18 protein-coding genes and 1 pseudogene are annotated in these 23,807 nt (G+C 61.1%); 10 read left to right on the top strand and 9 right to left on the bottom strand.

Annotated elements, in window-relative coordinates:
* Window positions 1-6 precede the first annotated feature (6 nt).
* Genes QHC67_RS01075 through QHC67_RS01065 form a run of 3 tightly spaced genes read left to right on the top strand, consistent with a single transcriptional unit; the run spans window position 7 to window position 3,541 of the window.
* Window positions 7-1,206: a molybdopterin-dependent oxidoreductase gene (locus QHC67_RS01075; RefSeq protein WP_319290005.1), complete on the top strand. Its 1,200-nt coding sequence runs from the start codon at window positions 7-9 to the stop codon at window positions 1,204-1,206.
* The gene (locus QHC67_RS01070) at window positions 1,203-1,523 is read left to right on the top strand and encodes a cytochrome C (RefSeq protein ID WP_319290003.1); all 321 of its coding nucleotides are present in this window, start codon (window positions 1,203-1,205) and stop codon (window positions 1,521-1,523) included. The genes QHC67_RS01075 and QHC67_RS01070 overlap by 4 nt, the downstream gene beginning before the upstream one ends.
* Window positions 1,523-3,541, top strand: coding sequence for a TonB-dependent receptor (locus QHC67_RS01065; protein WP_319290001.1), 2,019 nt, complete (start codon window positions 1,523-1,525; stop codon window positions 3,539-3,541). The genes QHC67_RS01070 and QHC67_RS01065 overlap by 1 nt, the downstream gene beginning before the upstream one ends.
* 201 nt (window positions 3,542-3,742) lie before the next feature.
* Here QHC67_RS01065 and ybaL read toward each other — a convergent pair whose 3' ends face one another.
* A complete protein-coding gene (ybaL, locus tag QHC67_RS01060) occupies window positions 3,743-5,389 on the bottom strand; it encodes a YbaL family putative K(+) efflux transporter (RefSeq protein ID WP_319289999.1) in 1,647 nt (548 codons plus the stop codon).
* Between the two features lie 431 nt (window positions 5,390-5,820).
* Here ybaL and QHC67_RS01055 point away from each other — a divergent pair, with 431 nt between their 5' ends.
* Window positions 5,821-5,964, top strand: a complete 144-nt coding sequence (locus QHC67_RS01055; protein WP_319289997.1) for a hypothetical protein — start codon at window positions 5,821-5,823, stop codon at window positions 5,962-5,964.
* A gap of 345 nt (window positions 5,965-6,309) precedes the next feature.
* On the opposite strand, the gene QHC67_RS01050 is transcribed toward QHC67_RS01055, so the two are convergent.
* The gene (locus QHC67_RS01050; protein ID WP_319289995.1) at window positions 6,310-6,714 is read right to left on the bottom strand and encodes a MerR family transcriptional regulator; all 405 of its coding nucleotides are present in this window, start codon (window positions 6,712-6,714) and stop codon (window positions 6,310-6,312) included.
* 55 nt (window positions 6,715-6,769) lie between these two features.
* Between QHC67_RS01050 and QHC67_RS01045 the strand changes: the two are divergent.
* From QHC67_RS01045 to QHC67_RS01035, 3 genes and pseudogenes are all read left to right on the top strand, one after another.
* Window positions 6,770-7,528: pseudogene (locus tag QHC67_RS01045) on the top strand (MauE/DoxX family redox-associated membrane protein); the annotation flags it as partial.
* A gap of 658 nt (window positions 7,529-8,186) precedes the next feature.
* Window positions 8,187-10,574: a membrane-bound PQQ-dependent dehydrogenase, glucose/quinate/shikimate family gene (locus QHC67_RS01040; protein WP_319289993.1), complete on the top strand. Its 2,388-nt coding sequence runs from the start codon at window positions 8,187-8,189 to the stop codon at window positions 10,572-10,574.
* A complete protein-coding gene (locus QHC67_RS01035) occupies window positions 10,561-11,610 on the top strand; it encodes a cation diffusion facilitator family transporter (RefSeq protein ID WP_319289991.1) in 1,050 nt (349 codons plus the stop codon). The genes QHC67_RS01040 and QHC67_RS01035 overlap by 14 nt, the downstream gene beginning before the upstream one ends.
* Here QHC67_RS01035 and QHC67_RS01030 read toward each other — a convergent pair.
* From QHC67_RS01030 to QHC67_RS01015, 4 genes are all read right to left on the bottom strand, one after another.
* The gene (locus tag QHC67_RS01030; protein ID WP_319289989.1) at window positions 11,568-12,947 is read right to left on the bottom strand and encodes an efflux transporter outer membrane subunit; all 1,380 of its coding nucleotides are present in this window, start codon (window positions 12,945-12,947) and stop codon (window positions 11,568-11,570) included. The two genes, QHC67_RS01035 and QHC67_RS01030, sit on opposite strands and share 43 nt — an antisense overlap.
* Window positions 12,944-14,023, bottom strand: a complete 1,080-nt coding sequence (locus QHC67_RS01025; RefSeq protein ID WP_413818464.1) for an HlyD family secretion protein — start codon at window positions 14,021-14,023, stop codon at window positions 12,944-12,946. The genes QHC67_RS01030 and QHC67_RS01025 overlap by 4 nt, the downstream gene beginning before the upstream one ends.
* A gap of 5 nt (window positions 14,024-14,028) precedes the next feature.
* The gene (locus tag QHC67_RS01020) at window positions 14,029-15,699 is read right to left on the bottom strand and encodes an MFS transporter (protein WP_319289987.1); all 1,671 of its coding nucleotides are present in this window, start codon (window positions 15,697-15,699) and stop codon (window positions 14,029-14,031) included.
* A 332-nt stretch (window positions 15,700-16,031) separates the two neighbouring features.
* The gene (locus QHC67_RS01015; RefSeq protein WP_319289985.1) at window positions 16,032-17,204 is read right to left on the bottom strand and encodes an alpha-hydroxy acid oxidase; all 1,173 of its coding nucleotides are present in this window, start codon (window positions 17,202-17,204) and stop codon (window positions 16,032-16,034) included.
* A 328-nt stretch (window positions 17,205-17,532) separates the two neighbouring features.
* On the opposite strand from QHC67_RS01015, the gene QHC67_RS01010 reads away from it, so the two are divergent.
* Complete coding sequence (locus QHC67_RS01010) at window positions 17,533-18,282, top strand: SDR family oxidoreductase (RefSeq protein WP_319289983.1); 750 nt, start codon at window positions 17,533-17,535, stop codon at window positions 18,280-18,282.
* Window positions 18,283-18,680: 398 nt separating this feature from the next.
* On the opposite strand, the gene QHC67_RS01005 is transcribed toward QHC67_RS01010, so the two are convergent.
* The 3 genes from QHC67_RS01005 to QHC67_RS00995 are packed head-to-tail and all read right to left on the bottom strand — an operon-like array spanning window position 18,681 to window position 20,954.
* On the bottom strand, window positions 18,681-19,604 hold the full coding sequence (locus QHC67_RS01005; protein ID WP_319289981.1) for a D-glycerate dehydrogenase: 924 nt from the start codon (window positions 19,602-19,604) through the stop codon (window positions 18,681-18,683).
* 9 nt (window positions 19,605-19,613) lie between these two features.
* Window positions 19,614-20,012, bottom strand: coding sequence for a hypothetical protein (locus QHC67_RS01000; protein ID WP_319289978.1), 399 nt, complete (start codon window positions 20,010-20,012; stop codon window positions 19,614-19,616).
* A 36-nt stretch (window positions 20,013-20,048) separates the two neighbouring features.
* Window positions 20,049-20,954, bottom strand: coding sequence for a LysR family transcriptional regulator (locus QHC67_RS00995; protein ID WP_319289976.1), 906 nt, complete (start codon window positions 20,952-20,954; stop codon window positions 20,049-20,051).
* Between the two features lie 87 nt (window positions 20,955-21,041).
* Between QHC67_RS00995 and QHC67_RS00990 the strand changes: the two genes are divergently transcribed.
* Window positions 21,042-22,211, top strand: coding sequence for an isovaleryl-CoA dehydrogenase (locus tag QHC67_RS00990; protein ID WP_319289973.1), 1,170 nt, complete (start codon window positions 21,042-21,044; stop codon window positions 22,209-22,211).
* A gap of 2 nt (window positions 22,212-22,213) precedes the next feature.
* Complete coding sequence (locus QHC67_RS00985; RefSeq protein ID WP_319289971.1) at window positions 22,214-23,803, top strand: carboxyl transferase domain-containing protein; 1,590 nt, start codon at window positions 22,214-22,216, stop codon at window positions 23,801-23,803.
* Window positions 23,804-23,807: the final 4 nt, after the last annotated feature.

Genomic DNA, 23,807 nt, shown 5'->3' with positions numbered 1-23,807 from the left:
AGAAAGATGCTTACGATAAACCGTCGGCTTTTCCTCGCGGAGGCGGCCGCTGCAATGGTGGCCGCGCCTGCCGTTGCCCGGACGGATCGGATACGCTTGCCGTTCGACAATGGCGAGCGTCCGCTGGTTCGCATGCCGCAGAAGCGCCCGATGATCGCTCTCACCGCGCGTCCGCCACAGCTGGAGACGCCCTTTGACGTCTTCAACGAGGGCATACTGACGCCTAATGACGCCTTCTTCGTTCGCTATCACTTGAGCGGCCTGCCGACCGAGATCGACCCTGCCAGCTTTCGCCTCTCCGTGGGAGGGCATGTCCAGGCGCCGCTATCTCTGTCACTGTCGGATCTCAAGCGGGACTTCCCGGTGCAGGAGATAGTCGCGGTAAACCAGTGTTCGGGCAACAGCCGCGGCTTCGTCACGCCGCGGGTCGGCGGCGGTCAGCTCGGCAACGGAGCGATGGGCAATGCGCGCTGGCGCGGCGTGTCGCTCAAGGCGCTTCTCGACAAGGCGGGCCTCCGCAGTGGCGGGCGGCAATTGACGTTCAACGGTCTCGACGATCCTCCGATGGACAGCGTTCCCGATTTCATCAAGGCGCTCGACATCGACCATGCGCGCGATGGCGACGTGATGGTCGCATGGGCCATGAACGGTGCGGATTTGCCTTTCCTCAACGGCTACCCGCTACGGCTCATCGTGCCCGGTTATTATGGCACCTATTGGGTCAAGCATCTCAACGAGATCAACGTCGTCGATACGCAGTTTGACGGCTACTGGATGAAGACCGCCTATCGCATTCCCGACAATGACTGCCATTGTGTGGAACCGGGTCAAAAGCCCGACAAGACCAAGCCGATCGGCCGCCTCAATATCCGCTCCTTCATCACCAGCCACAAGGATGGCGGGAAGGTGCGCGCCGGTCGCATCGCAGAGTTTCGGGGCATCGCGTTCGACGGCGGCAGCGGCGTTGCGGCTGTTCTCATATCTTCGGACGGCGGCGCTAACTGGCAGGAAGCGCGATTGGGGGAAGATCTGGGCCGCTATTCCTTCCGCGAATGGCGCCTTGGCCTGAACCTGCCCAAGGGGCGGCAGGGCATTCATGTCCGCGCCATCGGCAAAGATGGTGCGACACAGCCTTTCACGCCACTTTGGCAACCAGCGGGCTATATGCGCAATGTCGTGGAAGCCATCACGGTGGAGGCTGTATGATGCGCATTTCTGCTCTCGCTCTCCTCGCTGCCGCTGGCCTCACCTCGGCAAGCGTCGCTCGCTCCGTCAGCTATGAAATCCCACCCGAAACAATTCCGCGCGACTTGTCGCAGCCTGACGCGCAGCTTGTGCAGGCCAATTGCTCGGGGTGCCATTCGCTCGACTATCTCACCACTCAGCCCCGCGGCAAGGGTGCGCAATTCTGGCGCGACGCAATCAAAAAGATGATCACCGTCTATGGTGCGCCTGTGGCTCCAGCAGATGTGGAGCCTTTGACTACTATCCTCGAAGCACGGTTCGGCAAAGCGCCCAGCTGATGCCATGGTTCATGGTTCGCTTGCCGGTCGCCTGCCTCGTCGCGGCAGGATCACTGGCGCTTGTGTGGAGTTCGCCTGCGTTTGCAGATACGGACGCAGAAGATATCATCGTATTCGGGCGAGGCGAGAGCAAAATCGGAATTGCCGGCGCTGCAAGCGAGGGCAGCCTTGCCGGGTCCGACATCCTGATCCGCCCGCTGCTGCGCGTGGCCGAACTACTAGAGGCCGTTCCCGGCATGGTCGCCGCCCAGCATTCGGGCAGCGGCAAGGCCAATCAGTATTTTCTGCGCGGCTTCAATCTCGATCATGGATCGGACTTCGCGACCTATGTCGACGGCGTGCAGATGAACTTGCGCACGCATGGCCATGGGCAGGGATATCTCGATCTGAACGGGCTGATCCCCGAACTCGTCGATCGTGAGGATTATCGTAAAGGCCCCTACCGCGCAGATGGCGGCGACTTTGCGATGGCTGGTGCTGCCCATATCTCCACGATCGACGCCTTCGATGCGCCATGGCTTTCCGTTGAAGGGGGCAGCTATGGCTGGCGCCGTGTCGCGGCGGGCGGCACGCTGAACGCGGCCGGAGAGGGCGGAAAGCTGACGCTCGTGGGGCAGGTCAAGATCTACGACGGCCCTTGGCAACTGCCCGAACGACTGCGCCATTATTCCGGGTTCGCCAAATATTCGGCGGACATCGGCCTGGCTCGTCTAGCGATCGCCCTGCACGGCTATCATGGTACATGGCGTCCGACGGAGCAGGTCCCGGAGCGGGCGATTGGAACTTCCGCGTGCCCGACCGTCTTCTGTTCGCCCGACCCCACCGCGCGCGGGCGGACTGATCGGTTGATCCTCAGCGCGAACCTGGATGGCCAGAACTGGGCGGGCACCCTTTACGCGCAATATTATAACTGGCGGATGAGTTCGAACCCGACGTTCGCCAATCCCGACGCGTCCAGCGCCCAGATCGAACAATTCGACCGCCGCTGGGTCGTCGGCGGATCGCTTTGGCGGGATTGGTCCCTCGCTTCCTGGGCGGATCTCAAGCTTGGCGGAGACGGCCGCTACGACGCCATTGGCAATGTCGGCGTCTACCACACCGATAGCGGCCGGTTCGTCGAATCCCTCGGTGCATATCGCGTCGATGAAGGGTCCGCAGCCGCATATGGCGAACTTACGCTACGGCCCCTTGCCGGAGTTCGCCTTATCGGCGGCTTGCGTGGCGACCATTACTGGTACGACATCCGCTCCCGTGACAGCGCAGCCGCGGCGCTCGGTGAGGGCAAGGGCCGAAGCAGCATCGTGTCGCCCAAGTTCGCCTTCGCCTGGACCCCCGATCCCAGCCTAGAATTTTATGCCAACTGGGGGCGTGGTTTCCATTCGAACGACGCGCGAGGCGCAGTGAACGATACCAGCCCCGTGCCGTTGCTGGTGCGCGGCACCGGTAAGGAACTGGGCGCCCGATTCCAGCGCACCAACTTCAGCCTGACCACGACCTACTTCTGGCTCAAGGTCGACAGCGAGCTCCGGTTCGTCGGCGATTCCAACGCGGTCGAACCGACCGGAGCGAGCACAAGGCGGGGCTATGAACTGGTTGGCTTTTGGCGCCCTGTCGCATGGCTGGCGCTGGACGCGAACTTTACGGCCAGTCATTCGCGCTATGACGATGGTACGCGCATTCCCAATGCCTTTGAAAATGCAGCGTCGGCGGGTGCTTCGCTGGTGTTTGACGAATGGTCGGCTAGCGTCCGTCTCCGTCACCTCGGCCCCTATCCGCTAGTCGAGGACGACAGCGTGCGTGACAAGGGAAGCACGGTCCTAAACCTGCGCGCGTCGCGGAGACTCCGACGGACGGAGGTTTATGCGGAAGTCCTGAACGTTCTTTCCAGGAAGGACAAGGACATGGCGTATTTCTATGAGTCCTACTTACCGAAAATTGACGCTGCGCCAGTCGAAGCGCGACTGAGCCGGGTTATCGAACCTCGCACATTGCGGATCGGTATCAAATATCATTTCTGAAGATATGCGCCTTTGGGCTGTCACTTTGTAACCAGGCCCCTGTGCGCAGGCTGTTGATCGGCGCAGATCGACGCATAGCGAAGCTGGCCAGTGCGCGATCGTCCCTGCGATGCTCAGGGCTGTCTGGAAATTTGCCCATTGAGACTGCAAAAGGAAGAAGTGAGATCGTCAGTTTTCTTCCTGCCGTTCCTGTCACACGCGTTAAAGCATATTGCTTGCCGCTGCCATGGTGGCAGACAATTCCAGCATTTTGTTGGCCGTTTCCTGCTCTCCCATAACGACATGGTCGACGCCAAGATTCTGAAGATGAGCAACTTCATCGGTCGAGTGCGCTCTGGCAATCACTGGCAGGCGGGGATTAAGGATGCGGGCGTGCTGCAGGATGGCACCAGCCTCAAAGCCCGCGGGGATCGCAATCAGCAGTTTGCTCGCTGATCCGATCCCGGCAGCGACAAGACTACGCGCTATCAGTGCATTTCCTTCGACCACACGTACCCCGTCCTGCTCCGCCTGACGCACCATGTCGCCTTGGTCTTCTATCACCACGAACGCCTTGTTGCGGCGCTTGAGCTCAGCGGCGATCATGCTGCCCACGCGGCCATAACCAACCAAGATGATATGGCCGGCCGGCAGATCCACAGGGGTGATGCGCCCGCCCTCTGACCCTGGCTCTTCACCCGTTTCGGCGATCCAGGAGAAGAGGAAAGGATTGAGGAAAATGGAGATCATTGCAGCAGCCAGGATTATGTCCCGGGCGGCCGGCGACAGCATACCCAGCTCGGTACCGAGGCCAGCCAGAATGAAGGAGAACTCCCCTATTTGCGCCAAGCTCGTGGCCACCGTGAGACCGGTCTGCCGGGTATGGCCGAACCCGCGGACGATCAGATACGCGGCTAATGATTTGCCAAAGATGATGATGGCCACCGTCGCGAGCAGTACGATAGGCTGCTGGACGATCACCGCTGGATTGAACAGCATGCCTACCGACACGAAGAAAAGTACGGCGAACGCATCGCGCAGCGGCAGGGTCTCCTCGGCCGCGCGGCGGCTGAGTGACGTCTCACCCAAGATCATCCCCGCGAAGAACGCTCCAAGCGCGAACGAGACATCAAATGCGACCGCCGCGCCAAAGGCTACTCCCAAGGCGATCGCCAGTACAGCGAGGCGGAACAATTCGCGCGATCCGGTTCCGACGACCCATTGCAAGGTCCACGGGATCACCCTGCGCCCTACGATCAACATTAGCGCGACAAATCCAGCCACCTTGAGGAAAGTCGTCAGCAGAGGCTGCAGGATAGCGCTGCCACCCTGAGTGGCGCCATTCATCATGCCAGCTGCGACAGGCAGAAGTACGAGAGCCAGCACCATCGCCAGATCTTCGACGATCAGCCAGCCGACAGCAATTCTACCACGTTCGGTCTGCACGACGTCGTGGTCCTGTAGCGCCCGCAACAGCACTACGGTGCTCGCAACAGACAGCGCCAGCCCGAACACCAACCCCGCTGCCAGTCCCCAACCGACAACCCAGGCCAGTACCATCCCCATCCCCGTCGCGACCGCGATCTGCACGACTGCGCCGGGTACGGCGATCTTGCGGACCGACATGAGATCGCGCAGTGAAAAGTGCAGACCCACGCCGAACATCAGAAGGATGACTCCGATTTCCGCTAACTCATTGGCCATGCCCGAATGCGCGACGATGCCGGGCGTGAAGGGGCCGACCATGACGCCGGCAAGCAAATAGCCGGCAATTGGAGATACTTTGAGTTTATAGGCTACGGCGCCGAACACAAAGGCTACGAACAGGCCTGCGACAATGGTTGCGATCAGCGGGCTATAATGGGACATCAATTTTCCTGTAACAGTTGCATCGCGGAAGCCGGCCTGTAGCTGCCGGCTTCCGTACGGACCGATCCTATGCCTGTGCCGAAGCCGCCGCGAGCAAAGTCGCGAAAGCAGCCATTCCTGCCCAAATTGTAGGCACGAACCACCAAGGAGGGCGTTTGTCATCGTTTGTCATGTTAGCCTCCCGGAAACGCATACAGCGCTCAAAAGCTAAGAGGTCACGGGATGATGGAGAAGCGCTCACGCGCTGCTAGCACTGCTCTGTCAGATACTAGGCAGACTCCAGATGGACGTCACGCCGCCGGGGGTTCTCGCGCAGAACGACCCCGCACAACGACTTGTACATGAAGCGTTGAAGCCGCGGCTTGGATAACAGTGATAGATGTTGCTGCAAGTATGAGCGTCACTGCAGTGAGGATCGGTGAGGGCAGAACATGCTCAACCTGCCAAACGCGGGGGAACTTGTCGCGCTGGGTATCGGCCTGACGCTCCGCTGGAACGTCGCGATGATGTTCCTTGGCAAGGACGACGACGCTCGCCGTGGCGGGATTGAACGCAGATCCATGGGACGCAGTTAAGGGCAACCCTACTGGCAAGACCGCGCAAAACAGGATCGTGAGCACCGTTAGCCATACCGCAATGGCTCGCCTGGACGACCCCAGAAGCCGCACCAGCTGCGGCTGAAGAGCGTGGAAGCGCACCGGAGAGAGGCTGTGACCCATGGCACGAGTTGTTATCAGATTGTAGCGTAAGGGTAAACCAAGCCGGGAGTGCAGCGTAGAGCCGAGCCTGTTATCGATCCGCTAGCCAGCGAATAAAAGCTCTGAGCGTCTTTACCTTCACTCCGCGGCGTGAAGCCGCTGGCAACCGCTGCCCAGTCGGGTGACGCCAGGGCGATTTCGATGACGAAGCAGGCAATCGGATCACACGTCGAATGATGCAAGGATGGGACAGGGCCCCTGACCTCCCGCTTCGCATTCTGCCGCCAGCCTTCGGAGCGCGTTGCGGGCGCGGTCGAGTTCGGCGATCTTCGCATCCAACGCTTCGACACGGCCCCTCGCAAGCTCGCGGGCGCGACTGCGATCCTCGCCCGCATCCAACTCCAGAAGCTCACGGATCTCCTCAAGCGTGAAACCAGCGGCCTGAGCGTGCTTGATGAAGCGCAGTCGGCGGAGATCTTCGGAGCCGTAGCGCCTGATGCCCGTCTCCCGCGTCGGCGTCTCGAGCAGACCCTTGCGTTGATAGAACCGAACTGTCTCGACACCCACATTGCCGCCGGCTGCTAATTGCCCGATTGTTAGTGATCTAGGGCCTTGACTCTGTACCATGGTACGGACCCTATATGCTGCCCGACAAGATCACAAGGAGCGTGAAATGTCGGACATGAACAACCAACCGACAGCCGCCAAGAAGGCGGTCATCTATCGTATGGTGATGCCCAAGCATACCTGCCCCTACGGGTTGAAGGCCGCGCACCTGCTGAAGCGAGCTGGCTACGAGGTGGAGGATCATCACCTCACCACGCGCGAGGAGACCGACGCGTTCAAGGACGAGCACGGCGTCGCCACCACCCCCCAGGTTTTCCTTGGCGGCATACGCATCGGCGGCCATGACGACCTGCGCCGCTTTCTGGGCAAACGTGTGGTAGACCCCAAGGCGACCAGTTACCGGCCGGTAATCGCCTTATTCTCCATGACTGCCCTGATGGCGCTGGCGGCGAGCCATGCCGTAACCGGTAGTGTGTTCACCTTGCTTGCCGCGGAATGGTTCATTGGTTTCTCAATGGTCGTCCTGGCGCTACTGAAGCTTCAGGACATTGAGAGCTTCGCAACGATGTTCCTCAACTATGACCTGCTGGCGAAGCGCTGGGTTCCTTACAGTTACGTCTATCCATTCGCCGAGGGGCTCGCGGGCGTATTGATGATCTCGGGCGCGCTCACCTGGCTGTCAGTTCCGATTGCGTTGTTCATCGCCACAATCGGCGCGGTATCTGTGTTCAAGGCGGTCTATGTCGACAAGCGGGAACTGAAGTGCGCCTGCGTCGGCGGCTCAAGCAACGTGCCGCTGGGTTTCATATCACTCACTGAAAACCTGATGATGATCGCCATGGCCGTGTGGATGGCGCTGAGCGCTGCAGGCCTCGCGACTGGAGGAGTCCATATGATGAACCGGAGCCCGACGCATGCAGTCGAAGCCTCGTCACTGACTAAGGATGGGCCTCCCTATATATGGCTGCATACCGCACCACATCGTCAGATGATGGCATCCATGAACATGCCCTACACCGGAGACGCGGAGAACGCAGGTGGGAGATGACCACATTTACTGACAAAATTGCGGAGCATGTCACACTCGGGAGCCTGATCCACTGATCGCTGGATCGGACCTTTGTCGCGACGGCAGTTCCACTCGCGTCGTCCAAAGCTGACTTGACCAAGAGCCCACTAAAGCCTTTTATCCCCGTCATGGCAGATCAATCTGTCAAAGGCCCGGCTTCCTATTTCCCTTCCATAGAAAAGAAGTACGACCGAACCATCGCCGAGTGGCAAAGGATCGTCCGACAGCATTATCGCCAAGGCTTTTAGCGCCATTATCTTGGCCTGGAGTGCGCTGGCAGGCCTGGCTCTCCCGCTGAGGAAGTAGGTATCATATGTTGCTTTCATGTGGGGTTGGCACAGCCGAGCATGGAATGCGACTCACGCAAATCAGTCTCGGGCACGCAAGTTCGGCTCGGCGGGAACTGATCCCGGACCCCATGATTGTCATTGGGACAATTCAACAACTTCAGGAAAGCGCGGTTATGGCAGCCTCGTCATTCCCCGTCACGCGCCCGATTGCGCCAGTGATCCTTGGTCTGATCATCGCAGTAATCGGAGCAATACTCGCAGTCGGCGGAGCCTGGCTCGCTGCGCTTGGAGGATCCCTCTATTATCTGCTTACGGGGCTGGCGATGATTGTCGCGGGTACCTTGCTGATACGCCGACGAAAAGCCGGCGGGATGCTCTATATCCTGATCTTCGTTGCTACCATCGTATGGGCGCTGGCCGAAGTCGGCACAGATAATTGGGCGCTCGTGCCGCGAGTCATTGCGCCGCTGGTGCTGCTGATAGCGACCTTCCTTGTGCTTCCCGTCCTTTCGAGCAGTCCGAACCGATGGCGCCTCGGCATTGCGGCGAGCGTCGTCTTAGTCGTCGTGACAGCGGTGACGGCGATCCTTTTCGACCGCGCCGACGACGTCGGACCTTCCTCGCCGCTGCCGCAGATGGCAAGTCCGGGGACCGATCCCGCGCCGATGCGGGCTGGTGCCGATTGGCCGGCCTATGGTGGCAGTTACAGCGCTCGGCGTTTTTCTCCGCTTGCGCAGATCACGCCGGACAATGTCGGATCGCTCAAGCGGGTTTGGGCCATTCACACAGGCGACCTTCCTTCCTCGGATAAGATCGCCAACACCTATGGCGGTGAAAACACGCCCCTCAAGGTGGGTGATAATCTCTATGTCTGCACGCCTAAGAACATCGTGCTTTCGCTCGACCCGGCGACAGGCCGGCAACGCTGGCGCTTCGATCCGCGCGTGCCAGATGCTGCGATCCCCTATACAGCCGCCTGCCGGGGTGTGAGCTACTATGCCGTCGCTAGCGCGCCTCCCGCTCAGCCCTGCGCAACTCGGCTCATCTTCGGGACGCTCGATGCGCGGCTGTTCGCCATAGATGCCCGGACAGGCGCCCGCTGCCAGGATTTCGGCCGAAACGGGGAGGTCGATACGAAGATCGGCATGGGACATACGCCTTCGGGTTATGTTTCCATAAACTCACCGCCCACAATCATCCGAAATATCGTGGTCACGGGGCATCAGGTGCTGGACGGGCAGGACCGATGGGCACCCTCTGGCGCCATTCGCGGCTTTGATGCAGTAACAGGCAAGCTGCGCTGGGCGTGGGACATGATGCACCCGGATTGGGACGGTTATCCGCCCCAAGGCCAGACATGGGCGCGCGGCACACCCAATATGTGGACGATCGCCAGCGGCGATGAAGCACTGGGCTTGGTCTACCTGCCCATGGGCAATGCTGCCGCCGACTATTATTCCAGCCTGCGCCGCCCTCAGGAGCGGACATTCGCCACGTCACTGGTTGCGCTGGATGTGACCACGGGCAAGCCGCGCTGGCGGTTCCAAGCGGTACGAAACGATGTCTGGGACTATGATTTCGGCGCGCAGGCGACGCTGGTGGACTGGCGAGGGACGCCAGCGCTGGTGCTCCCTTCCAAGCAGGGAGACGTCTATGTGTTGGACCGCCGCACTGGCCGACCGCTGACGCCGGTCGGCGAACTGCGAGTGCCCCAGGGCGGAGTCGAGCCGAAACAACGTAGCGCCACGCAACCTGTGTCGCTCTGGCATACGCTCCGCAAGCGTGACCTGACCGAACGCGATATGTGGGGAATGTCGCCTATCGATCAGATGATCTGCCGCATCCAGTTCAGGAAGGCGAGCTACAAAGGCTTCTATACTCCGCCCGAAAGCGATCGGCGCTCGATCGAATATCCGGGCTATAATGGCGGCACGGACTGGGGCGGCATCGCGGTCGATCCGCGCCGGGGCGTAATCATCGCCAATTACAACGATATGCCAAATTACGTCCGTCTCGTTCCGCGTGCAGAGGCCAACCGGAAGGGCTGGGCGCCTCGCGATCAGGCACGCGGCGAGATTGGCGGAGCGGAAGGTGCCGGCGATCCGCAGGCGCACACGCCCTATGCGATCGATGTCAATGCCGGATGGCGCCTTCCCTGGACCGGCATGCTCTGCAAGCGCCCGCCTTATGGTGGCATCCGGGCAATCGACATGGCGACCGGAAAGACCATCTGGGACCGCCCGCTCGGCCAGGCTCGCACCAATGGCCCTTTCGGCATCCCGTCCATGCTGCCGTTCGAGATCGGCACGCCCAATAATGGCGGCGCGGTGGTCACGGCCGGTGGCGTCATCTTCATCGCCGCCGCCACCGACAATCTCGTCCGAGCCATAGACCTGCGCACGGGCAAGACGCTGTGGACCGACAAGCTGCCCGCCGGCGGCCAGGCGACGCCAATGACCTACGCAGTGGGTGGAAAGCAATTTCTGGTCATCGCGCCCGGCGGCCATCATTTCATGGAAACGCCCGTTGGTGACGAGGTCATTGCCTATGCCCTCCCCTGAAGGTGCGGCAGAGCAGGCCAGCACCGGCAGCCTCAAAGCCAATATCGTCCTCTACGGCGCGCTGGCTGCGAATGTGGGCATAGCCCTTGCCAAGTTCGTCGCCTCCGCGATCAGCGGCTCCTCGTCCATGTTGACCGAGGGCGTGCATTCTCTGGTCGATTCAGGCAACCAGATGCTGCTGCTCTATGGCCAGCGGCGCGCGCGGAAGCCGCCTGATCCCGCCCACCCCTTCGGCTACGGGCGCGAATTGTATTTCTGGGCCTTCAACGTGGCGATCCTCATCTTCGCGCTCGGGGCGGGTGTCTCAATCTTCGAGGGCATCGATCATATCCGCAATCCTGAACCGCTGCGCGATCCGTTCGTCAACTATGCGGTTTTGGCCGTGGCCTTCCTGCTGGAAGGGGCGTCCTGGACCATCGCCGTGCGCGAGTTCAATGCGACCCGCGGCACGATCCGTTGGTGGAGCGCGATACGGCGGTCGAAAGATCCTGCCGGCTTCATCGTCCTGTTTGAAGACAGCGCGGCCCTGATGGGCCTTCTCATCGCGGCGCTCGGCGTGTGGTCCAGTCATCACTACGACTATGCTCCCATGGACGGCATCGCTTCAGTCGTCATCGGCCTGATCCTGGCGATCGTAGCCATCCTGCTCGCCCGCGAGGCCAAGGGTCTGCTGATCGGCGAGAGCGCCGAGCCGCAATTGATCCAGTATGTGCGACGCGTACTCGAGCACCGACCGGAAATCGTCGCGGTCAATCACGTCCGCACCATTCACACCGCGCCCGATGCGGTGTTCGTCGCCATCAGCGCCGATTTTGTCGATGAACTGTCCATGGGGACCGGGGAAGCGATCATCGAAGAGGTAGAGCAGACATTGAAGCAGGCGCTGCCCCAGCTGACATCGATTTACATCAGGCCGGAGAGAAAGCAGGACGCAGTCGTGGTCGCAAACCCTGCTATGGAGGAAATCGAGGCGACCAATAAGGCGCAAACGACCTACTCACCTGGGTTGACTGACCAGCCGCCGCCCATGGCCTGATAGAGCGTGATCAGAGTATTGAGTTCGTCCACGCGCAACTGAACGACGCTCAGTTCGGCGGACAGCAATGCGCGCTGCGCATCGAGTTGTTCCAGATAAGTCGTGTAGCCTGCACGATAGCGATTGGTGGCGTGGCGAAGCGCTTCAGCAAGAGCGCTGCGCTGGGCTTCCTGCCGGACTCGCTGCGCCGCCAGCCGATCAAGGCCGAGCAAGGCATCATCGACCTCGCGGAAGGCCGTCAGTGCGGCCCGCTGATAGGCGAAGGCTGCCTGATCACGCCTTGCCGCCGCGCCCTCCACATTGGCGCAAAGCCGGCCGCCTTCGAACAGAGGCGCAAGAATGCTGGCGCCCAGTGACCAGATCGACAACGGGTCCCGCAACGCCGTCGACAGCGTCAACCCGGCAGTGCCCGTCAGCCGGATGCTTGGCAGATACTGCGCCCGTGCCGCGGCGAGCGATCTGTCGGAAGCCGCGAGAATCCGTTCCGTCTGGGCAAGGTCGGGTCGGCGGCGCAGCAGTTCGGAAGGCAGACCCTCCGGGACGGGCAGGGGCCTCAGGCGATCGAGGGAATCCTCCCGCGCGATCGCGCGAGGCGACTCCCCGACCAACAGGCTGAGCGCATTCTCCTGCCGTCCTATGGCCAAGTCGACCTGCGGCAAAAGCTGGGCCGTCGCTTCAAACTCCGCCTGCGCCTGACGCAGCTCCAGGTCGGAGGTGTAGCCAGCTTCCGCACGGGATCGCGCCAGCCTGAGCGCTTCGCCGCGAGAGGCGATCGTCGCCCGCACGATCGCTCGACGGGCGTCTAGTCCGAGCAAGGTCACATAGCCGCTCGCCGTGGCAGAGGCGACCGCCAGGGCTGCAGCGTCGCGTGCAGCTTCCGATGCAGCAGCGGTGAGGCGGGCGGCCTCCACCTGATTTCCTATCCGGCCGAACAGGTCCACCTCATAGGCCGCCTGGAACAGGGGCTGACCCGCCGTGGTTTCGGTAGCAGCGCCCAGTGGACCGATACTGCGCGAACGCGTGACGCCCGCGCCGACATCCAGCGTAGGAAATAATTGCGCACGGGCAAGCCGTTCATTGGCTCGCGCTTCCTGTACCCTTGCGGCTGCAATGGCGACATCCGGGTTGTGAGCCAGCGCTCGTTCGACGAGGCCAGTCAGTATCGGGTCGCCGAAGCCTTGCCACCATCCAGCATTTACCGCGGCGTTGGGGGCGGGCAGCTCTGTCCGCCAACCGGGCGGCGCGCTGACCGACGAAGCTGAGGGACGCGGTAGGTTGGGGGCTGCGCACCCCGCGACGAGCATCGCCGTGCTTGCCAGCGCAAAAGCGGTTCTCATCGCGGCGCAGGCGTGCCGCGCGTGTCCACCCGCGCTTCCACCGACATGCCGGGGCTCAGCCGGGGATAGAGCGGGTCGAGGTGATCGATCGCGATGCGGACCGACAGCCGCTGGGGCACCTTCACGAAATTGCCGGTCGCATTGTCTGGCCGGATTACGGAAAATTCGCTACCAGCCGCCGGGGCAAGGCTTTCCACTCTACCTCTGATTTCCGCACCATTCAGCGCATCCACGCTGAAGCTGGCGGGCTGACCGGGGCGGATGAGGGCAGTCTGACGCTCCTTGAAATTGGCAGCCACCCAGACTGTCGGCGGCACCAGAAACATAAGCTGGCTACCTGCGGTGACATATTGGCCAAGGCGAACCGAAACCTCTCCCAGCCGTCCAGATTGGGGAGCGAGAATAATGGTGTTTGCCAGATCGATCTCGGCGAGCTTCAGCGCCGCTCGAGCATTTTCGACCCCTGCCTCAAGGCCTCCCCGACCGACCAGCACGGATTGTACTTCCTCCCGACCGATCGCGCGTTGTGCCTGTGCCTGTCGCACGGCTGCTTCCGCCTGGGCCAGCCCCGCGCGGGTCTGGTCCCACTCCCGTTCGGACACCGACCCTTCGCCGGCGAGTTCATCGACCCGCCGCATGTCCGCCTGCGCGCGAAGCAGTTGCGCGCGTGCGCTTGCGATACCGGCTTCCTGCCCGCCAAGCGCCGCCTCACTCGAGCGCTGGCTCTGCTGGCTGTTGGCAAGAGTGGCAAGCTGCGTCGAGAGGTTGGCTTTCGCCTGATCCACGCGCTGGCGATAAATGCGGTCATCGATCCGCGCAATGATCGTGGTCTGCCCGCGCACATAGGCGTTGTCGGTTTCCTGCACATAACGCCGGAACGGCGGCAGATCCCAGGCATAAAGGGCAAGCAGCGCACCCGCGATCAGAAGCCCAACGAACAGAATGGTCGCACGGCGGCTTCCCCGCGGAGGCACCCAGCCGCGCCGTGGCGCTTCGGCAGTCGCCGTTGTCTGATCCGGCACTTCCACCGGATCCTCCAGCCGGCCATCCCGATCCGGTTGGGGCGTTCTGGACACTTCGTTCACTGCGCCGCTCGCTCCCGCATTTGCTGCATCGCTACCAACTCCTCAGCAAGCGGATTGATGCCTTTGGCTCGCAAATAGAGCCATCGCGCACCTAGCCAAAGCACGACCAGCGTCGCCAGGACGCCGATCAGAAAGAACACGTCGTTATAGGCCAGGATGTTCGCTTCACGCCCGACCTGTTGGGCAAAAAGCGCCCCTCCTTCGGCCTGGCGCAGCAGTGGATCGCCTAGTGACCTTGCATAGGCGCCGCCAAGTTGCTGAACCCGCTGCTGGATGAGTGGGTTGGTCGCGACCAGAGTTTCCACGATCTCCTGCGAATGCAGACGTTCCCGCGTTGTCTGGTAACTGCCGAGAAAGGCGGTGCCTGCGAGCCCGCCCAGCGATTGCGCCATGCCAAACACGGCGGAAAAGCTGACGATATGGCTCGGACCCCGCGAAAGCGCGCGTAACACGCCTACCATGGTCGCCGATCCCATCCAGAAAAGCGCAGCAAAACCTATCAGGGCCTGGCTGGCGTAAAGATTGGCCGGGCGCGTGAGGTTCGTGGCATCGGCATCCATGAATGCTCCACCGGCAATGATCGCGGCCGAGACTATGACGGGCCAAAGAAGATCCTTGGGGTTGAGGGTCAGGACACCGGCCACGATGCCCCCGATCGCCGCCAATGTGACAATCAGGTTCAATGCCACCAGCTGATCGTTCGTCATGCCCACGACCGCCAGCAGGCCGATCGACCCAAAGTTCTGCTCCGACAGGAGGACGCGGATGATAGCGACGATCGCGATGAAACGCAGCACGTTGTGCGTCCGCATCCAGCGTGTGTTAAGCAGTGGGTTGGCGCGGTGATGCTCGATCAACAAGGCAGCGCCGATAAGGAGTATCGCCCCTGCAACGGCATAGCCGAGCCATGGCGTCGTCCACCAGACGATGCGCCCCAGGGCGAGGACAGCGCACAGCAGCGCCATGCCCGGCGCGAAAAGGCAAAAGGTGAGGAAATCGAGCGGCTCGAACGCTTCGATCCTCTCGCTCGGGGGCAGCCGCAACAGGGCGACGGACCCCAGGCATAGCAGCGTCAGCCCAAGTTCGAACACGAACAGATTCTGGATCTCTCCATGCCTCAGCAGCATGGGCGAAATGACTCGGGCGAGCGGCAGCGCCACCTGCGCCAGGCCGAAGCCGATGATGATGCCCGACAGGCGAGCAGCCGCCGGCATGGCCTGCATGATATAGAAGAAGCAGAGGGTGGTCAGACCGCTGGTGACTATTCCCGCCGCGCCCCGGACGATCAGTTCCATGGCATAGCTATGCACGAAAAGCTGTAGCACCGTGACGATCAGAAAACCCAGCAACGAGATCCGGATGAAGCGCTGGAGCCCGAATTGCTGCCTGAACTTGATCAGCAGCAGGCTCATGCACACGCTCGTCATCGTATAGATGGCGGTTAGCCATGCCCCCTCGGTGGAGCTTAGACCGAGAGAGCCCTGTATTTGTGGAAGATTGGCAATAAGAAGCCCGTTGCCCAAGCCCCCGGTCAGCCCCAGCAATGTACCGATGGCGAAATATCCGACGCGGCGGGCGGGCGGATGATCAGGCGTCGCGGGAGAGCCCGGCAAAAAAGGGCGTTCATGGGGCGCGAAGTTGTGCGCATTAGGCTCCACGCCCTTCACATACTCACTCCAAAAGCTTCAGGGCAAACCGCGACTGCCAATGTTCAACCACGTCTTCATGCAAGAGTTCCGCGGCAAGCTCGATATGCCCCTCCGATCAGCAACCAGCCGAGAACACGAATGAAGATAACGGTTCATCCAAGATATTGAGTACATGCGTTGCTTCTGATGCCACAGTTCGGCAGTTACTCGTTCTGAATCGACGAGACGCCTGTGACCAATGGGGAGTTTGCAGCATTTGTAGCGGCGGCGCCACGGTTTAGGCCAGCCCCACCTATCTCCATGGAAGATTATGCGGTTATCCTGCTAAGCCTCCTGCTGATCGCCGCAGATCAAACCGCGGGAGTGACAGCGGAAGCGTTGATGCCCCGGACGCGCGATCGATCGATCTGCGACACCTCGGTGACACCCAGCAAAGCCATATCTCTCTGGAACTCTGTTCGCAAAGCACCGAGCGCCGCCGCTGCGCCTGCAGTGCCCCCCGCTCCCAGACCGTAAAGGCCGACCCGCCCGGCCATGCAGGCGGTCGCCCCCAAGGCTATCGCTTTTAGCATATCCGTCCCGCGCCGCACGCCGCCATCCACGATGATCTCGGCTCGTCCACCGAGCCGCGCAACGACGGACGGCAGCATATCCATGGGCGACACCGCCGCGTCGAGCTGGCGCCCTCCGTGATTGGAAAGGATGATCGTGCCGACGCCATGTTCAACTGCCCTTTCAGCGTCATCCTCGGCGAGGATGCCCTTGATTGCCAAAGGGCCTCCCCAATGCTGGGCGACCCATTCAAGATCACTCCAGCTGATTGACGGGTCGAACTGCTGGTTGATGAAGGTCAGGAGCGGAACGCCCGGATCGGCCCGTTCGCCGGAGAAATTCGCGAGCGTCACAGGCCTTCGTACCAGCACGTCCCAACACCAACGCGGGCGAAGCGCGAAATCCAGAACGGTCTTCAAGCCAAACTTTGGCGGGATAAGCATCCCGCTGCGGCGGTCGCGTTCGCGGTTCGCCGGCACCTGCACGTCGATCGCAAGGATAAGCGCTTTGTAGCGAGCCGCCTTGGCACGCTGCAGCAGTTCGAGCGTAAGCCCCCGATCGCGGAACAGATAGAGCTGGAATGCTTTGGGCCCGGCACATGCCGCTGCCACCTCCTCGATTGAGCGGCTTGCCATCGTGGAGAGGGAGTAGAGGGCACCTACCTTCTCGGCGGCGCGAGCGATTGCTATCTCCCCGTCGGGATGCAGCAGCCCAGGCATGCCGGTCGGAGCGACAACGAACGGCCATGCAAGGGTCTGCCCCATCACACTGGCCTGCGCGCTTACCTGCGCAACGTCGTGCATGCTCCTTGGTATGAGAGCCCAGTCGTCGAAGGCAGCGCGATTGCGTGCCATGGTGCGCTCGTCCTCAGCGCCTCCGTCAAAGAAGTCGACGATCGGTCGAGGCAGCCTCCGCCTTGAGACTCGTGCGAAATCCTCGACATTGATGCACGCAGCCAAGCCCTTAGGCACTTGGTCGATCTTTCCGGATCGAAAGATGCATCACGATTTCTCCCGGTCTTCGCACATTTTTCCTTCTATTATATGCTTTCTAAGGAAGACTGAAGGATAGCTGCCCTTCGGTCAAATACTTCCGAGGGGAACGGCACGGCCAAGATGCCCAGTTCCCTCCCGTAGCCGGACACCTCGACGGCGGCAGTCATCGGCCACGCACCAAGGGGTTATCAAGTCCTTGGGGCCGAACAGGTGCCCCATTGCACATGGCGTGTACCGCCTAGTCTTTCGTGGAACGAAGCAATTAAACAAACTACGGGTCGGCAGGCAAAAAAGAACGGATGGAATGATGGGCGCACTCGAAGGCAAGGTTGCTGTGGTACTTGGAGCAGGCACCGCGAACAATATGGGCCAGTCAATCGCCACTCGCTTCGCGGCCGAAGGTGCCAAGGTCATGGTTGGCGGGCGTGACGCGAACGAGCTGGCACGCCTCGCCGAAAGCATCGGCGGCGCGTCGGCCACGTGCGATATTACCAGCCAGAGCGATCTCGAGACGTTGGTCGCGGCGGCAGTGGAGCGGTTTGGCAGGGTCGATATTGCCGTCAACGCTACGGGGCTCAACCAGGTGAAACCCTTCCTCGACGTGCCGATGGAGGATCTGCGGCGTGTGACGGATGTCCAGTTCATCGGAACCTTCCTGTTCATGCAGGCCGTACTGCGGCGCATTGCCGATAACGGATCCATCATCCAGATCTCTTCGGTCAGTGCGTCCGCACTTCTTCCAAACCACGCGGCCTACATGGCGACAAAGGCGGCCGGAGACGTGCTGGTCCGTGCGCTCGCCAGCGAGTTCGGAGTGCGAGGCATTCGAGTGAATAGCATCGCTCCTGGGCCCACCGAAGACACACCCATGGCCGCAGGCGTGCTCGCCGACGAGTTTGTCAAACAGCGTATCCGCAACGCAACGCCGCTCCGCCGGTTAGGAACGGCTGTCGATATCGCTGAAGCCGCGCTCTGGCTCGCGAGCGATAACAGCTTCATCACCGGGGAGGTGCTGCAGGTCAATGGTGGGCGGGCCATTCATCGTCTAGGCTGAGGGCGGCACCGGTGCTTCGGCCTCAGAGGGCGTATCCTCCACCTGAAAATTCAGGCGAGGATCATCCATCGAAGTCCGCTTGCTAGAGTCGTTGGGAAGACCTCGTTCGATCCCCCAAAGATGTACGGGCCTGGTTGGCGTGAAGCAAATTCACATGCGAACTGTCCGGTCCACCTTCCCAAAGCTGCAGATCGTTCGCGTATGTTTTATGTCGATTCGCGGGACATAGCGATTTTCTGGTGGACCTCGTCCGCCGCGAACGCCCGGAACGGCGGCTTATGTTCCTGGTCCGATTTATATGTATCCCCAAATCGGGCCATTGTTCTCTACCACGTCATAGGCAGGCGACTTCTTGCACTGGTTGATCGCCTCATGCTGCCGCCGCGGGGCGCCGCCACTCAGGCGATGCGGTTCACGGGCCTGCCGCCCGCGTCATGCGTCTCCATAGCTTCGACAAGTATGTCGGCCATGGCGAGGCGGGCTTCCCAGGTTGAACTGCCGATGTGTGGAAGCAGAAACGCATTGGGGAGGTCGAGATAGCCTGGATGCAGGTTCGGCTCATTGTCGAAGACATCGAGACCAGCAGCGAGAATGCGCCCTTCTTTTAGCGCATCGATAAGGTCCTCGTCATTGACTAGATCGCCTCGCCCGACATTCAACAGGATCATGGATGACTTGGCGAGAGCGAGTGTTTTTGCGGCGATGAATTGCCGTGTTTCAGGCGTCGATGGCCAAGCCAGCAAGACGACGTCACTTTGAGCGATCAACGCGTGGGGATCTGGATGGAATAGCGCCTGCTCCTCCGCCACCGCCCGGCGATTATGATAAGCGATGTTCATCCCGAAGGCGCGGGCGCGCTGGGCGACGCGGCGCCCGATCTCGCCCATGCCCAGGATGCCCAGCGTCTTGCCGCCAAGCTCTGACCCGATCAGTTGGTCCGGCGTCCATCCAGTCCAACGCTTTTCACGAAGCAGTGCGATGCTCTCTGTTGCTCGGCGCGCCGCGCCAAGCATGAGCAGCATCGCGGCGTCGGCCACGGCATCCGAAAGGACGCCTGGTGTGTTGAAGACAGCAATGCGCCGGGCGGCCGCCGCTTCGAGATCGATGTGATCATGTCCAACGGAGTAGGTCGCGATCATCTTTACCGAGGCAGGCAGAGTCTCGATCACCACCCGGTCAAAGCGATAGGGACGAATGGAGCAGAGAATGGCGTCCGGTTGAAGATGCACCGCATCTTCCAGCCTTCCCTCGACCAAGGAGAAGCTCGACTCGAACCGGGCTTTCACTCGGTCCGGGAGCGCGATCACGGATAAGAGCTTCACGTCAGATCCTCACACATCAATAACGAACACTAATTGCGGCGCTGTGAAAAGCGCCTTTGCGCGCTGGATGAAAAACGCCCCCCCACCTGCAACATCATATGGGTGATCTTGCGCCGCACGGCCAGCGAAGACATGCAGTGCGGGACCAGTTGCCAAAGTTGCCCGGCAGTGGAGATTCAAGAGCGGGGCCTCTTCTATCCTCATTTTAGCACTCTCCTCATTGGACGGCGCCCCTCCCACTATCAGCAATATGGCAGCGACGAGAAAGTAAATGAGGATGGCTGGCACACCGATCCGGCAATGGATTGGCATTACCCTAAAGGTGAGGAATGCAAGGGCCAATGGCAGTAACAAGGCAAGCATCGCCAACAGCAGAGGTGTCTGACCTGCGAAGCCGAGCAGGAGCACATTCTACCCGGCATCCCGACGGATTTGCTCTACCGATCAGCGTGTTCGACGATCATGGAGCCCCTCGGCCCGCACTTGCTCGATCGTTTCGCTCAGAAGCCGGATCGCCGCGCTTGATTTAAGCGCGTCGCCTTCAATGTGCGGCGCGAATACAAGCCCGATATCGCGCGTAAAGGGGAAGTCTTTCAGATGGGGCCTGGCTATCCCCTCGCCGATAAAGCTATCGGGCATGACGGTGATGCCCAGGCCTGCACGGACATAGCTCATGGCCCTGCCCTCGCTGATCGTGCGCGCTGCGAAAAAGGGGCGTACGCCACGGGCAGTGAAATATCGGCTAGTCTCGGAGAGAAGCTCGCAGTGCCGGCGGACGATCATCGGTTCGTGGATCAATTCCTCACCACGAACCACGGCTCGATCCGCTAGTGGGTGCGTCATGGCGACGGCCAGAGAGTAGCCTTCCGTAAAAATTTTCTCGGAGTTCGCCTTGCCGGCCTTCTCGCGAATAATCGTCAGTGCAACGTCAATCCTCCCGCGGGATAGCCGTTCATGGAGATCACGTTCCCGTCCTTCGATGATCTCCACCCGCTCCCCCGCCCCGGCGTTTCGATGAGCGACGAGAAAGTTTTCGATCCATCGCCGTGGCGTAGTCACCAGGACGCCGATACGAATGGTTACGGTGCTGCCGGTGCCGAGGATATCATGTTCAGCAAGCGCGAAACTGTCCTCGATGCGGCGCGCATAACCTACCAGGCGCGCCCCGGCGTCCGTGAGTTCGACGCGCCGATTGGTCCTGTTGAACAAAGTTTTGCCAAGCGTCTTCTCAAGCTTGGATATGCCGACGGACAGCGTTGGCTGTGACACGTTGCAGGCAGCCGCCGCCTTGGAGAAATTTCCCTGATCGATGACGGCCAGAAAATAGCGCAGGTGGTAGCGGTCTATCATAGATTTCGTCTATGCTATACCTGCCGAAACTTCAATTATCCTGCCGTGTCACATTAGTTTATCGCAGCCACGAACTTGGAGAGTGTAATGGCCGACCTGGATTTTGCCTTGGGAGAAATGGCGGACACGATCCGCGAGACGACGCGTCGCTTCGCCACGGACCGGATAGCGCCGCTGGCAGCACGCATCGACGCCGAAGATAGTTTCCCGCGGGAGCTGTGGCCAGAAATGGGCAGCCTGGGGCTGCACGGCATTACGGTGGAGGAAGAGTTCGGGGGTCTTGGTCTCGGCTATCTCGAGCATGTCGTCGCCGTTGAGGAGGTCAGCCGCGCGTCGGCCTCCATCGGCCTGTCGTACGGCGCTCATTCAAACCTGTGTGTCAACCAGATCAGGCGCTGGGGAAGTGCCGAGCAGAAGGCCAAATATCTTCCAAAGCTCGTGTCCGGCGAGCATGTGGGATCGTTGGCAATGTCCGAAGCCAGCGCTGGCTCCGACGTTGTCTCCATGAAAACACGCGCTGACAAGGTAGACGGCGGCTATCGGCTCAATGGCACCAAATTCTGGATAACCAATGCGCCTTATGCGGACACACTGGTAGTTTATGCCAAGACGGTGCCCGATGGCGGGTCGAAGGGCATCACCGCCTTTCTGATCGAGAAGGACTTCGACGGCTTCTCGATCGGGCAGAAAATCGACAAGATCGGCATGCGCGGCTCGCCGACTGCCGAACTCGTTTTCGACGACTGTTTCGTGCCGGACACACAGGTCATGGGGCCGCTCAATGGCGGTGTGAAGGTGCTGATGTCGGGCCTTGATTATGAGCGTGTGGTGCTCGCCGGGCTTCAGATCGGGATCATGCAGGCCTGCATCGACACGGTGATTCCGTATCTTCAGGAACGCAAGCAATTCGGTGTGCCGATCGGCTCGTTCCAGCTGATGCAGGCGAAGGTCGCCGACATGGTCGTGGCGCTCAACAGCTCGCGTGCCTATGTCTATGCCGTCGCCAAGGCTTGCGATGCGGGCAAGACGACGCGTCACGATGCGGCGGGTGCAATCCTCTATGCGTCCGAGAATGCGGTGAAGGTGGCCGGCGAGGCGATCCAGGCATTGGGTGGTGCCGGCTATACCAAGGATTGGCCGGTCGAGCGTTATTGGCGCGACGCGAAGCTGCTCGACATTGGTGCCGGCACCAACGAGGTCCGTCGGATGCTGATCGGCCGCGAGGTTATTGGCCTCGATAGGCCACAGGGGCAGTGACGATGCTGACATCGATGATCGACCCCTCCTCGGAAGCGTTCGTCGCCAACGCTCAACATAATGCGGCGCTGGCTCAGCATTTGCGGTCCCAAGTCGAGACGGCGGCGCTCGGTGGATCGGCTGCGCACCGCGAGCGGCATGTTGCGCGTGGAAAACTGTTGCCGCGCGATCGCATCCACAGGCTGCTGGATCCGCTCTCGCCCTTCCTTGAGGTCGGAGCGCTTGCCGCCAATGGCATGTACGAGGACGGCGCTCCTGGCGCTGGCGTTGTCGCGGGCATTGGCCGCGTATCGGGCCGCGAGTGCATGATCCTCGCCAACGATCCGACGGTAAAGGGTGGCGCCTATTTTCCCGTGACGGTCAAGAAGCATCTGCGGGCGCAGGAGATTGCCCGCGAAAACCGCCTTCCCTGCATTTATCTCGTCGATTCAGGCGGCGCCAATCTGCCGCACCAGGCCGAGGTTTTCCCCGATCGTGATCACTTCGGGCGGATCTTCTACAATCAGGCGCAGATGTCATCGGAGGGCATTCCTCAGATCGCGTGCGTGATGGGCAGTTGCACCGCGGGCGGCGCCTACGTCCCGGCGATGTCGGACGAAACGGTGATCGTGCGCAATCAGGGCACGATTTTCCTCGCGGGACCGCCGCTGGTGAAAGCTGCGACTGGAGAGGTCATTACCGCGGAGGAATTAGGCGGAGCCGAAACCCATGCCCGCAAGTCGGGCGTCGTCGACCATGTCGCCGAGAATGACGAACATGCCCTGCTGATCGTCCGCGACATCGTCGCCACCTTCAATCGCCCCAAGACCGCAGATATCGAAATCGCCACGCCGAAGCCGCCGAAGTTCGATCCGCAGGAACTCTACGGCATCATTCCTCAGGACGTACGCGCGCCTTATGACGTGCATGAGGTGATCGCACGCATTGTCGATGGTTCGGAGTTTCACGAGTTCAAGGCGCTCTACGGTACGACTCTGGTCTGCGGCTTTGCCCGTATCTGGGGGATGCCCGTCGCCATCCTCGCCAATAATGGCGTGCTCTTCTCCGAAAGTGCGTTGAAGGGCGCGCATTTCATCGAGCTTGCCTGTCAGCGCCGCGTGCCGCTGCTCTTCCTGCAGAATATCTCAGGCTTCATGGTCGGCGGCAAATATGAGGCCGAGGGCATCGCGAAGAACGGTGCAAAGCTCGTCACTGCAGTTGCAACCGCCAGCGTGCCCAAGATCACGGTATTGATTGGCGGCTCGTTCGGCGCGGGAAACTACGGGATGTGCGGGCGTGCCTATCAGCCGCGGTTCCTGTTCACCTGGCCCAATGCCCGTATATCGGTGATGGGCGGAGAGCAGGCCGCCTCGGTCCTCGCCACCGTCCACCGTGATGCCGAGAGCTGGACGCCCGAGCAAGCCGAAGCTTTCAAGGCTCCGATCCGCCAGAAATATGAAGATGAGGGCAATCCTTACTATGCGACCGCGCGAATGTGGGACGACGGGATCATCGATCCTGTCCAGACCCGCGACGTACTCGGCCTCGCCTTTTCTGCCACGCTGAACGCCCCGATACCCGAGCGCGCGCAGTTCGGCCTGTTCCGGATGTGATCGC

This window comes from Sphingobium sp., assembly GCF_033795625.1.
Lineage (GTDB): Bacteria > Pseudomonadota > Alphaproteobacteria > Sphingomonadales > Sphingomonadaceae > Sphingobium.
The sequence above is the reverse complement of the archived record's forward strand: the minus strand, read 5'-3'. Positions and strand labels throughout refer to the sequence as shown.